Source organism: Collinsella sp. AM20-15AC (assembly GCF_003471405.1).
GTDB lineage: Bacteria > Actinomycetota > Coriobacteriia > Coriobacteriales > Coriobacteriaceae > Collinsella.
This window is the reverse complement of the sequence record NZ_QRJA01000018.1, coordinates 37,583-49,723: the sequence shown is the minus strand read 5'-3', so window position 1 is coordinate 49,723 and position 12,141 is coordinate 37,583. Positions and strand designations below refer to the sequence as shown.

Below are 12,141 nucleotides of genomic sequence, written 5' to 3'. Positions count from 1 at the left end.
GGGGAGGGGTGGGGGAAGGGGTGGGGAAAGGTGTTGAAAAATGGGGCGGTTCCCCATATTATTGATGACGTCGACAGGCGGGGTGGTTCCCCGCGTACGTGCCATCTGAGTAACCGAGGGGAGGGCGCACATGGGAATGACTGGTGCATACGAGCGCAATCTCGATGCAAAAGGTCGTCTGTCCCTGCCTGCACCCCTTCGCGAGGAGCTTGGAGAGCACGTTCGCGTGTTCAAAGCCCTGGATGTCGATGCTCTGTACGTGTTCTCTGCCGAGGCCTTCGATAAGTGGGTCGAAGGACTCTTCGCGGGTCGTGAGGGCCACGAGGGTTTTAACCCGCGTGACATTAACGACCAGAAGCTCATGAGGGCGATCAACAAGCGCACCACGTCGATGGACGTGGACAGCGCCGGTCGTATCGGTCTTTCCGAGTCTCTCCGCAAGCAGGCGAACCTCGACCGCGAGGTCACGGTTGTGGGCAACTACGACCACCTTGAGGTTTGGGACCGCGCTACGGCCGATGAGGACGATGACGATGAGGCCCTGCTGGACCTCTTCTTCTCGTAAGGGCAAGGCACGGGTAACGGATGGAGCGTGGGATCTTGACACAAGAATATCGGCATGAACCTGTCATGCTCGGCGAAGTACTTGAATCGCTGCGGCTAAAGAGCGGCTCCGTTGTCTGCGATTGCACCCTTGGCGGTGCCGGCCATTCGGTAAAGATGGCCGCGCAGGTGGGGGAGACGGGCCTTTTGCTCGGCGTCGATCAGGACGACATGGCCCTCGAGGCCGCTGGCGCCCGTCTGGACCGCGAGGTTCCCGGCGTTCCGCACCAGCTGCTGAAGGGCAACTTCGGCGACTTGGACGAGCTGCTTTGCTCGGCCGAGGTGCCCGGGGTCGATGGCTTCCTGTTCGATTTGGGCGTTTCGTCACCGCAACTCGATATCCCTGGCAGGGGCTTTTCGTATAACGAGGACGCCCCATTGGACATGCGGATGGATCCGGGTAATAACACCTTAAACGCAGCTGAGGTCATCAACACCTATAACGAACACGACCTCGCCCGGATTCTACGCGTCTACGGCGAAGAGAAGTTCGCCTCGCAGATCGCGCGCGAGATCGTGCGCCGCCGCGAGCAAGAACCGATCGAAACCACCGGGCAATTTGTCGAGATCATCAAGGCGGGTATCCCGGCTGCCGCTCGTCGGCATGGCGGACACCCGGCCAAGAAAAGTTTCCAGGCCATTCGCATCGAGGTCAATCACGAGCTCGATGTGCTCGAACGAGGGCTTGATGCCGCCACCAGGTGGCTCAACCCGGGCGGACGTATCTGCGTCATCTCGTATCACTCGCTTGAGGATCGTATCGTAAAGAATCACTTTAAGGAGATGAGCCAGGGGTGCACGTGTCCGCCGGAGATTCCGGTGTGCGTGTGCGGCAACGTGCCGATACTCAAGGTCATCACCCGCAAACCCCTGGTTGCCCAGCCTGATGAGGTTGAGCGCAACCCTCGGGCGAGATCAGCCAAAATCCGCGTGGCGCAGCGTCTGTAGGCGCGACCGCGCGATATTGGACCTCCCGCTCGCACCATAAACGAAGCTTAAACACACTACCAACGTACTCGGGATGGGAGGCGGCATATCATGGGCTACAACACTTCAAACGCAGCACTCGCCTATGATATGAACGCCATGCCCGCCTATCGTGAGACGCCGCAGGCCCCCGTTGCTCCCCGTGAGCAGCGCACGCCGCGCTTTGATGTCTACACGGGCGCGGGCCGTCAGGCAAACCAGGCGGTAAGCCCGGTTTTCATGAGCGTTCTTAAAACGTTTTGCATCATTGCGGCTATCTTCATGACGATCGGCGTCGCCCGCGTGGCGCTCGCCGGCGTTACGGCCCAGGTGCTCAACAGCAACGCCGAGCTTACCAACACGCTCGAAAAGGCGACCGATGAGAGCTCCGACCTGGAGGTCATGCATTCGGTCTATGGCGCCGACACGCGCATTCGCGACCTTGCGGGCGCTTATGGCATGGTGGAGCCCAGCGAGAGCGTTACACTTGACTTTTCGCAGGATGCAGCCGCGGGCGCCAACGCGACCGCGACCGCTCAGTAGCAAGACGGTAGCTGAGTATGACAAATGACTATCGCCGCGGTTCCGATGGGGGCCGCGGTTCTGGACGTCCCTCGTCGCGGGGACGTTCTGGTTATCAAGGAACGGGTCGGCAATCTTACAACGCCGGGCGGTCCCGTGGCAACGACCCGGCGTCGCGACTTCGCGGCTCGGGTGGCCCTCAAGTGCATAACACCAGGTCGCGCAAGAGTTCGTCGACCGAATGGCTCACGGGCACGCCGCTGCCTCGCCGCAAAGCCGTCATGGGATTCATCGGGCTTGGCTTGGGCTTGGGCGTCTTTCGCCTTGCCGACTATCAAATTGTCGAAGCCGATAAACTGCGCGAGCGTGCCGATGCGCGTCGCCTGCTTGCGCAGACCCTCTATGCCAAACGTGGCACCATCTACGACCGCAACGGTAACGTGCTGGCGTCGTCGGTCGAATGTCGCAACATCGCCGTGAACCCGCAGCTTGTCGAGGACGTTGACAAGACGGTGTCGGCGCTGGTCAAGGCAACTGGAATCGATAAAAAGACCTGCCGCAAGCTCGTCGAGTCCGATGGAACCTGGGTGTATATCAAGCGCCAGGTGGACGAAGACGATGCTGTGGCGCTGGAGAAGAAGAACCTGCCCGGCGTGCTTTTTGAGCAGGCCATGAAGCGCGTATATCCATACGGCAATCTGGCATCGCAGGTGCTGGGTGTAGTGAATGTAGACAACGACGGCTTGACTGGTCTCGAAAAGCAATACAACAAGCTTCTGACCGGCACGAACGGTTCTCTCGTACGCGAGCGCGCGAGGGACGGCAGCTATATCGCGGGCGGTGCCTATAAAAAGGTGGCTGCGGTCGACGGCGTTGATATCGTGACGACGCTCGACGTCAATATCCAGCGTGCGGCCGAGGATGCCCTGGCAGAGGCAGTTGAGAAGACTAAGGCCAAGAACGGCTCGGCGCTGGTCACCGATCCTACGACAGGAGAGATCTTGGCAGCCTGCTCGTATCCGACCTACGACCAGACCGATTTGGAAAACGCCAAGACCGAGGATATGAACCTGCGCCTGGTTACCGACGCCTACGAGCCCGGCTCGGTCTTTAAGACACTCGTGGCGGGCGCCGGCTTCGACTTGGGCGTCGTGCGATCGAGTACGTCGTTTGAGGTGCCGGCGAGCATCAAGGTGGGCGACGATACCGTCACCGATGCCGACAAGCGCGACTATGCCATGACCATGGATGTGCGCGAGATGATGCGCCGTTCGTCCAACGTGGGCTTTGTCCTGGTGGGGCGCAAGATCGGTGCCGACGACTTTGCCGCCTATGTGGACAAGTGGGGCATCGGTCACAGCTCTGGTGTAGATTTTCCGGGCGAGAGCCTGGGCATCGTCAAGGAGCGTGACCAGTATGACGGCGCCACGCTGGGCTCGATGAGCTTTGGACAGGCGCTGTCTGTCTCGCCGATTGAGATCGCACGTGCCGTGGGCGGCATCGCCAACGGCGGCGTGATGATGACCCCGCACTTCTATAAGTCCAGCAAAGGCGACGAGAAGGACTGGGGCGAAGGCGAGCGTGCGATTTCTGAGGATGCAGCATCCCAGGTGACATCGTGCATGCAGACGGTCGTGTCGGAGGGAACGGGCGTTGGCGGCGCGGTTGACGGCTATGACGTGGCGGGCAAGACCGGCACGGCCGAACGTGCCGACGAGAACGGCGGCTACCTCAAGGAGAACTACATGTCGTCCTTTATGGGCTTTGCGCCGGCACAATCACCCAAGGTGCTGTGCTATATCACGCTCGACGGAACGCCGAGCGGCTCAGATGCCGCTGCGGTGCCGTTCCAGTCCATTATGGCCAACGCGCTCGACGTGCTGGGCATCCCGCGCACGAAGTAGGGGGTTACAATCTTTGGGGCGTGGTTTGTTGTCCCATATGAGGGGTGTTCACATGCCCTGCACCACGCATGCGCGGCGCTGGGATACAATACGCCGATAGCATTATTAGGTTTACAGGGGAGCTGCAATGATAGAGATCGCCGTCAACAACCTCGCGGCCGCAACAGGGGCCCGAACCGTGACGGGAGAAGTCGATCGGGTATGCCGCGGGTGCGTTATCGACTCGCGCCAGGTCGAGGAAGGGACGATTTTCGTCGCCTTTCCCGGTGAAAACGTCGACGGCAATGATTTTGCTTCCCGTGCCGTCCAGTCGGGTGCCGGCGCCGTCGTGATGACGCGTGAGCCCGAGACCGAGCTGGTCTCGCTGGCGCAGGACAAGGGCTGTGCCATCTTGCTGACCGATGATCCCGAGGAGTTTCTGCTTCGTTTGGCGCACGCGTACCGCCTGGAGCTTGGCTGCCTGGTCGTTGGCATTACCGGTTCCATCGGCAAGACGACGACCAAGGACGTGCTCGCCGCTGTACTCGCCAAGCGCTATCGTGTCTGGGCCACCAAGGGCAATTTCAATAACCTGATCGGCATGCCGCTCACGGTGCTTTCCGCCCCGGCCGGTACCGAGGTCCTGGTGCTCGAGATGGGCATGAACCATTTCCACGAGATCGAGCGCCTGTCCCAGTCCGCCAATCCCAACCTTGCCATCGTGAGTAAGATCGGCACCTCTCACATCGGCATTTTGGGCAGCCGCGAGAACATCGCCCGCGCTAAGGCCGAGATTGTCCAGGGTATGTGCGCCGCCGGCGACTTCTTGCCGCTGCTGGTTTTGGGCGGTGAGGACGACTTTACGCCGTTCATTCGCGATACGTTCGCCCGGCCTGCTGGTATCGATGTGATGCTGGCCGGCGTCTCGGACGATGATGAGGTCCGCGCCCGCGAAGTTCGTGTTGATGACGAGGGCCGTCCGGTCTTTACGCTCGATTTTGGTCAGGGCGAGACAATCGATACCATGCTTGCTATCCCCGGCGTGCAGTCCGTTCCAAATGCCGTTAAGGCCGCCGCGGTTGCCTATCGCCTGGGCGTGACGCCCGAGCAGATCGATGCTGCCTTTAGGGGCCTCACAATCACCGGTCACCGCCAGGAGATCAAGCGCGCCAAGAGCGGTGCACGCATCATCGATGACTCCTATAACGCCAGCGCCGAATCGATGGCAGCCGGTCTCGATCTGCTGTGCTCGCTTTCGTGCGCGGGGTCTCGCATGGCGATCCTGGGCGAGATGGGCGAGATGGGCGATGAGGCTCCTCGCATGCATGAGCTCGTGGGCGCCTATGCCGCCGCCAAGAAGCTCGACATGCTGGCGTGCGTGGGTGGTGAGCTGGCCCAGCTTATGGCCGATGCCGCGCGCATGATGGGCATGGACGAGGACCGCATCCAGGTGTTCTCCGATTATCAGCAGGTGCTCGACCGCATGGGCGGCGCGCTTGAAAAACATGATGTTGTACTGGTCAAGGGTTCCCGCTTTGTTGAGCTCGACCGCTTTGTGGAAGGTGTGTGCTAGCCCATGTTCGGCAATCCCTCGTATCCAACGTATCAGGCTTTTTTGGGGCTTGGCATCGCCGCCGCCATTGCGCTGCTGCTCATGCCGTGGTGGATCAAGCTGCTCAAGGTCGAGGGTATCGGCCAGCAGGTTCGTGCCGACGGCCCCAAGCGTCATTTGGTTAAGCAGGGAACGCCCACCATGGGTGGCGTTGTCATCCTCATCGCGATCTCGCTGACCTGCCTGCTGATGGGCAAGCTCACCACCGAGCTCGTGCTCGTGCTGCTCGCCACGCTGGCGACCGGCGTGCTGGGTCTGATCGACGACCTGACCTCCGTTACGCATGGGCGCTCGCTCGGTCTGACGCCTCATGCCAAGATGATCGGCCTAACCATTATCTGTGTCACCTTTACGGTGCTTGCCGTCAACTGGTGCGGCGTCGCCCCCGAGATTCGTTTTCCCGGTGGGTTGACGATCGACCTTGGCGTGCTTTCGACCACCATCTGCGGCTATTCGTTCCCGTGGCTCTACATTGTCTTTTGCTGGCTGATGATCGCCGGTCTTTCTAATGCCGTGAACCTGACCGATGGCCTTGACGGTCTTGCTGGTGGCACCTCCATGATCGCCATGCTCGCCATGGCTGCCATGGCGTTTTTGCACGGAGACGTGAACCTGTCCATCTTCTGCACCGCGTGTGCCGGTGCCTGCTTGGGCTTTCTGTGGTTCAACTGCTATCCGGCGAGCATCTTTATGGGCGATACCGGCTCGCTTGCCCTGGGCGCCGCGTTTGCCTGCACGTCCATCATGACCAACACCGAGGTCGTCTCCCTTATCATCGGCGGCCTGTTTATCGTTGAGACCCTTTCGGTCATGATTCAGGTTGTCTACTTCCACTTTACGCACAAGCGCGTCTTCCTTATGGCGCCCATCCATCATCATTTCGAAAAGAAGGGTTGGGCCGAGACCAAGGTCGTCATCCGTTTTTGGATTATCGCTGCGGCCTTTGGTGCCGTTGGCCTTGCTTTGTTCTTCCAGTTGGGATAGTGGTCTTTCATGCCTCTTGCTGATGTCTTTAGCCTGCTCGTTTTGGGTCAGGGCAAATCCGGTCTCGATGTCGCCCGCTGGGCGCTGGCACATCCAGAGCGCGTAAGCGCCGTTACCGTGTATGGCGGCGGCACCTCTGAGCCCAATGACGCCACGCGTGCGCTCGAGGCTGCTGGCGCGTCGTTTGTCTATGGGACCGAACAGGTCGAGGGCGCCTATGACGTATGCGTGACGTGCCCGGGCATCTCGGAGTTCTCGGGCTTCTTTAAGGCCGGGCGCGAGCATGCCGCCCAGATTATGGGTGAGCCCGAGTTTGCCTATCGCCTGTCGCCCGATAACTGGATTGCCATCACGGGCACCAACGGCAAGACGACCACCACGTCGCTGACCGATTATCTGCTCAAGGCTGCCGGCGAGGCCAGCGTAGCTGTCGGCAACATCGGCGAGCCGCCGGTCAACGAGATTGACGGCCGAGCCCGCAACGAGTGGTTTGTGGCTGAGCTCTCGAGCTATCAGATTGCTACGACCACCGAGCTCCACCCCCGCGTGGCGGTGCTGCTCAACATCACTCCCGACCACTTGGGCTGGCATAAGAGCCATAAGAACTATGCGCTTGCCAAGATCAAACTGTTTGACAATATGATCGATGACGATCTGGTGGTTGTCGACGTCGAAGACGCCGGCATTCACGAGTTCGATGAGTGCATCTATACGCCGGGTCGCCGCATCTGCAAGGTCGCTTTTGACGAGCCTGAGGGCGAGGACGCCGCCTTTGTGCGCGATGGCAAGATGATCGTGTGCCTGAAGGGCGTCGAGACCCCGCTCATCGCTACATCCGAGCTCAAGATCTCGGGCCATCACAATGTTATCAATGCCCTGTGCGCTGCCACGGCTGCCCTGGCAGTCGGTGCCGATGTCGATGGTGTCTGCCGCGGCCTGGCCTCGTTCCAGCCGCTCGAGCACCGCGTGGAGCCGTGTGGCGAGATTGACGGCGTGCGCTACGTCAACGATTCCAAGGCGACCAACACCGATGCGGTCGAGAAGGCCCTGACGGCATTTCCCGATGACGACGTGATCTTGCTGCTCGGGGGCCACGATAAGGGCACGCCGCTCGCGGACTTCGCGCGCGTTGTTATGGATAACGTACGCTCGGTCGTTTGCTTTGGCGATGCGCGCGAGCGCTTTACCGCCGCTATGGATGAGGCCGATGTCGATGGTGACGTGGATATCGCCCAGGCCGATGATCTGCGCGATGCCGTTGACGTTGCCCGCTCGCTCTCGAGCCGCGGCGACGTAATCCTGCTTTCGCCCGCTTGCTCTTCGTTCGACGAGTTCTCGGGCTACGAGGAGCGCGGTCGCGTGTTTAAGGACTATGTGGCGCAGCTTGCCGCTGCGGCGAAATCGCAAACGGAATAGGGGTTGCCGGTGAGAGAGGAGAGCCCCCGACAGAATATGAGGAGGCCCGACTCGGACCGTGCTTCCTCGCAGCGCAGCACACCGCGTTCCGGACGCGGCGGGCAGACGTTCAGTGAGCGCTATATTGCCGGCGTCCCCGCCCGCATCATGCGCCCCCGTTTGATATTTATGGCTTGCCTGTTTAGCTTGGTTTGCTTTGGCTTGCTGATGGTGTACTCGGCATCTTCGGTCGAGGCGCTGCACGAGAATGGTTCGGCGACGTTTTTCCTGTTTCGACAGGCCGCGTTTGCCGGAGTTGGCGTGTTGGCTATGGTTGCCATCGTGCGCGTTTTGCCGGACAGTTGGTTTGGGGAAGACGTGCTCAGGATCTTCCTCATGGGCATGATAGGGCTACTGCTTCTGGTGTTCTTGGTGGGCAGCGGCAGCCGTGGCGCCACGCGCTGGCTCAACATCGCCGGTATTCAGTTCCAGCCTTCCGAGTTTTTAAAGCCATTTGCCATTGCGTATTCGGCCATCATGCTCGACCGCTTCTTTTCGCCCGGTGGCAACATCAACGAATTCCTTCGCAAGATGGGCATCTACCTGGGTATTTCGCTCTTTCTGATCTTTATCCAGCCCGATTTCGGTACTGTCCTGATCATCCTGTTGACCCTTATGTGCATGGCGTTGTTTGCGGGTCTCGACCCCAGATTTATCATCGGCGTGCTAATCTTCGGCATTCTCGTGATCGTGATTGCGCTTGTCGCAGAGCCGTACCGTATGGTGCGTATTCAGGTTGCCTTGAACCCTTGGGCCGACGAGTATGGTGACGGCTATCAGGCCACGCTTGCCATCATGGCCTTTGCCTCGGGCGGTCTGTTCGGCCGTGGCATCGGCAACTCAACCATGAAGTACTCGTATCTGCCCGAGGCGCACAATGACTACATCCTGGCCATCATTGGCGAGGAAGTCGGTTTTGTCGGAACCGTGCTGTTCTTCTTGGTGTTTGCGATGCTGATCTACTCGGCGTTTCGCATTGCCGAGCAGGCGACCGATCGTCGGGGCGCGCTCATGGCGTCTGGCTCCGCGGTCATTCTCGCGGTGCAGTTTTTGATTAACGCGCTTGGCATCCTCAACGTGTTTCCCATGACGGGCAAACCGTTGCCGTTTATTAGCTACGGCGGTTCGTCGATTATCGTGTCGCTCATGCTTGCCGGGTTGATCCTGCGCGTTTCGTACGAGAGCGCCCGTCGCGATGAGTACGACCGTCGCCGCGAGAGCTTTGCCGTTATGGATGAGAGTACCGCCGGCGTGCCCCACGTGCGCGGTGAGCGATCTTCGCGTAACGGTTTTACCGTCCTGGATGGCTCTGCGACCGAGCCGGCAGCTCGTCCACGCCCGCGAACGGCTCCGCAAGGTCGTCCGCAGCGCCCCTGCTCTCGCAACGCGGGCGGCGGATATAATCGAATCGATTTGAACTCGGACCCGTCGGCGCGTCTGCGCACCGACGACCAGGGACCGCGTGTACGAAGGGACTACCATGACCGATAAGATGACCGTTGCTATTGCAGCCGGCGGCACGGCAGGACACATCAACCCCGCGCTCGCCTTGGCCGAAGAGCTGCGTGATCGTGGCCACCACGTTGTGTTCGTGGGCCAGTCGCGCAAGCTCGAGGGTCGTCTGGTCCCCGAGGCTGGGTTTGATTTTGTGCCCATTACGGTCACGGGCTTCGACCGCTCCCGTCCTTGGACGGCGCTGACCTCGCTGTGGCGTGTCAACAAGGCCAAGCGTGCGCTCGCCAGTCATTTCTCAAAGGTCGGCAAGCCCGATGCCGCCATCGGTTTTGGTGCCTATGTCGAGGTTCCGCTGCTGGGGTGGTGCAAGGGCGCAGGCGTTCCGTATCTGCTGCACGAGCAGAACTCTGTTCCGGGCCTGGCCAACAAGATGATGAACTCCCACGCCGCCCGCGTGTGCATCTCGGTGCCGGCAGCGCGCTCGGTCTTTGAGCGCGAAGGTGACCCTGACCACGTGCTCATGACCGGCAACCCTGTACGTCGCTCGGTGATCGAGGGCGATCGCGCTCGCGGCCGCAAGGCACTTGGCGTTCCCGAGGACGCGACGCTGCTGCTCGTCTTTGGCGGTTCACTTGGCGCCCAGCACCTCAACGAGCGCGTGGTTTCGCTCAAAAACGAGCTGCTTTCGCGCAAGAACCTCTATGTGTTGCATTCGACGGGTGCCGACGGCTTTGAGGAGACCGAGCGCGCTTTGGCGCTGACGCCCGAGGAGGCGAAGCGTTACCGCGTCCTGCCTTACATCGACAACATGGGCGATATGCTGGCTGCTGCCGATTTGGTGCTCTCGCGTTCGGGCGCATCGAGCGTGGCCGAGATCGCTGCGCTCGCCGTGCCCTCGGTGCTCGTGCCGTATCCGCATGCGACGGCCGACCACCAAACCACCAATGCCCGTTATCTGGTCGACGCCGGGGCCGGCGTGCTCTGTGCCGATGCCGATATCGACGGTTCTGCCTTTGCCGATGAGCTGCTGCACCTGGTCGATGACGCGGCGGCACGCGACGCCATGCGTCAGGCGGCGCGTGGTCTGGCTCAGGATAGGGCCGCCGCTCTTCTGGCGGATGCGGTAGAGGGTTTGCGTTAGTTAGACGGGATATCGTCGGTCGCCCTCGCGCTGATGCGGTAGGTGCGGTACAGTTAACGGGTTACAGGCAGTGTTTACGCAAGGAGTACACGAGCACATGGCTGATTCCCAGACTGCAACCTCCGCGCCCGAGTTTAAGAGCGCCCACTTTATCGGTATCGGCGGCGCCGGCATGAGCGGCATCGCCCTCGTTCTGCACGAGCGCGGTTATGCCGTTACCGGCTCCGACCTTAAGACGTCACGTTATATCCGCCAGCTTACCCGCGCTGGTGTGAAGGTGCATGTGGGCCATGAGGCCGCCACGATCGACGAGGTCAAGCCCGACGTGGTTGTTGTGTCCACCGCTATTCCGGAGTCCAACCCTGAACTCGTGCGCGCTCGCGAGCTGGGTATTCCCGTGTGGCCCCGTGCCAAGATGCTCTCTGCTTTGGGCCACGGCTACACCACCGTCGCTGTTGCCGGCACGCATGGCAAGACCACCACGTCTTCGATGTGCGCCACCATGCTCGACCGCATGGGTCTGGATCCGAGCTTCTTGATCGGCGGCATCGTCGAGGGCTATGACACGAACGGCAAGAACGGCTCGGGCGACTACTTTGTCGCCGAGGCCGACGAGTCCGACAGCTCCTTCCTGTTCCTGAACCCCAACGTGGTCATTGTGACCAACGTCGAGGCCGACCACCTCGATCACTACTCGGGTATCGAGGAGATCGAGGCAACTTTCGCCAAATTCATGAGCCTGGTGGGCGAGGACGGCACCGTCATCGTCTGCGGCGAGGACCCGCATCTGGTCGAGCTCGCCAAGTCGACGGGCCGTCACGTGCTTTCCTACGGCTTTGCCGAGAGCAACGACATCGTCTGCGTGCACCCGGATGTCAAGGGCATCCAGAGTGACTTTATCGTTCGCTTTGAGGACGGCACTGAGCACGCTGTGGAGATCAAGAGCAACCCCGGTCGCCACAACATGCTCAACGCCACGGCGGTGCTCACCGTCGCCCATGTCCTGGGCCTTGACATCGACGCCGCCGCCAAGGCGCTCTCGAGCTTTGAGGGCGTCCGCCGTCGCTTTACCCACGTGGGCGATATCGATGGCATCACCGTGGTCGATGATTACGGCCATCACCCCACCGAGATCAAGGCGACGCTTGCTGCCGCTTCCTCGCTGGGCTACAAGCACGTCGGTGTCGTGTTCCAGCCGCACCGCTATTCGCGCCTGCAGGCCCTGTGCGACGACTTTGCCGATGCATTTGCCAATGCCGATAAACTGCTGCTGATTGATGTGTTCTCGGCTGGCGAGATGCCCATTCCGGGTGTCACCTCTAAGATGCTCGCCGATACCGTGCGCGCCAAGCATCCTGGCAAGGAGGTCGTGTACTGCTCCAGCCGTCTTGAGCTCAATCAGGAGCTCGAGCAGATGGTGGGCGAGGGCGACCTGCTGCTCACCATGGGTGCCGGCGACGTTACGACCGTCGGTCCCGAGTTCATTGAGTATCTGACTGCCAAGAAAGACGCTTAAGTCT

10 protein-coding genes are annotated in these 12,141 nt (G+C 60.8%); all 10 read left to right on the top strand.

The features are described 5' to 3' along the window. Positions 1-130 precede the first annotated feature (130 nt). Complete coding sequence (locus DW233_RS07145) at positions 131-565, top strand: division/cell wall cluster transcriptional repressor MraZ (RefSeq protein WP_035137949.1); 435 nt, start codon at positions 131-133, stop codon at positions 563-565. Positions 566-585: 20 nt separating this feature from the next. Further along, the gene (gene rsmH, locus DW233_RS07140) at positions 586-1,551 is read left to right on the top strand and encodes a 16S rRNA (cytosine(1402)-N(4))-methyltransferase RsmH (protein ID WP_006234266.1); all 966 of its coding nucleotides are present in this window, start codon (positions 586-588) and stop codon (positions 1,549-1,551) included. 90 nt (positions 1,552-1,641) lie between these two features. Then, positions 1,642-2,112: a hypothetical protein gene (locus tag DW233_RS07135; RefSeq protein WP_117584230.1), complete on the top strand. Its 471-nt coding sequence runs from the start codon at positions 1,642-1,644 to the stop codon at positions 2,110-2,112. Between the two features lie 182 nt (positions 2,113-2,294). Beyond that, positions 2,295-3,995, top strand: coding sequence for a peptidoglycan D,D-transpeptidase FtsI family protein (locus DW233_RS07130; RefSeq protein ID WP_369831529.1), 1,701 nt, complete (start codon positions 2,295-2,297; stop codon positions 3,993-3,995). 127 nt (positions 3,996-4,122) lie between these two features. After that, a complete protein-coding gene (gene murF, locus DW233_RS07125; RefSeq protein ID WP_118267477.1) occupies positions 4,123-5,547 on the top strand; it encodes a UDP-N-acetylmuramoyl-tripeptide--D-alanyl-D-alanine ligase in 1,425 nt (474 codons plus the stop codon). Between the two features lie 3 nt (positions 5,548-5,550). After that, positions 5,551-6,570: a phospho-N-acetylmuramoyl-pentapeptide-transferase gene (mraY, locus tag DW233_RS07120; RefSeq protein WP_117637516.1), complete on the top strand. Its 1,020-nt coding sequence runs from the start codon at positions 5,551-5,553 to the stop codon at positions 6,568-6,570. A 9-nt stretch (positions 6,571-6,579) separates the two neighbouring features. Then, positions 6,580-7,986: a UDP-N-acetylmuramoyl-L-alanine--D-glutamate ligase gene (gene murD / locus DW233_RS07115; RefSeq protein ID WP_118267475.1), complete on the top strand. Its 1,407-nt coding sequence runs from the start codon at positions 6,580-6,582 to the stop codon at positions 7,984-7,986. A gap of 9 nt (positions 7,987-7,995) precedes the next feature. Next, a complete protein-coding gene (gene ftsW, locus DW233_RS07110) occupies positions 7,996-9,516 on the top strand; it encodes a putative lipid II flippase FtsW (RefSeq protein ID WP_199574603.1) in 1,521 nt (506 codons plus the stop codon). Then, on the top strand, positions 9,506-10,621 hold the full coding sequence (gene murG / locus DW233_RS07105; RefSeq protein WP_118267471.1) for an undecaprenyldiphospho-muramoylpentapeptide beta-N-acetylglucosaminyltransferase: 1,116 nt from the start codon (positions 9,506-9,508) through the stop codon (positions 10,619-10,621). Before ftsW ends, murG begins: the two co-directional genes overlap by 11 nt. 97 nt (positions 10,622-10,718) lie before the next feature. Then, positions 10,719-12,137 (top strand): UDP-N-acetylmuramate--L-alanine ligase, encoded by a 1,419-nt coding sequence (gene murC, locus DW233_RS07100; protein ID WP_118267469.1) that lies wholly within the window; start codon positions 10,719-10,721, stop codon positions 12,135-12,137. Positions 12,138-12,141 lie beyond the last annotated feature (4 nt).

What these genes read in the sequence shown, in the direction of transcription:
- murF (WP_118267477.1), top strand. Translation starts at nt 4,123, where the DNA reads ATGATAGAGATCGCCGTCAACAACCTCGCGGCCGCAACAGGGGCCCGA.
- mraY (WP_117637516.1), top strand. Translation starts at nt 5,551, where the DNA reads ATGTTCGGCAATCCCTCGTATCCAACGTATCAGGCTTTTTTGGGGCTT.
- murC (WP_118267469.1), top strand. Translation starts at nt 10,719, where the DNA reads ATGGCTGATTCCCAGACTGCAACCTCCGCGCCCGAGTTTAAGAGCGCC.
- murG (WP_118267471.1), top strand. Translation starts at nt 9,506, where the DNA reads ATGACCGATAAGATGACCGTTGCTATTGCAGCCGGCGGCACGGCAGGA.
- DW233_RS07135 (WP_117584230.1), top strand. Translation starts at nt 1,642, where the DNA reads ATGGGCTACAACACTTCAAACGCAGCACTCGCCTATGATATGAACGCC.
- rsmH (WP_006234266.1), top strand. Translation starts at nt 586, where the DNA reads ATGGAGCGTGGGATCTTGACACAAGAATATCGGCATGAACCTGTCATG.
- murD (WP_118267475.1), top strand. Translation starts at nt 6,580, where the DNA reads ATGCCTCTTGCTGATGTCTTTAGCCTGCTCGTTTTGGGTCAGGGCAAA.
- DW233_RS07145 (WP_035137949.1), top strand. Translation starts at nt 131, where the DNA reads ATGGGAATGACTGGTGCATACGAGCGCAATCTCGATGCAAAAGGTCGT.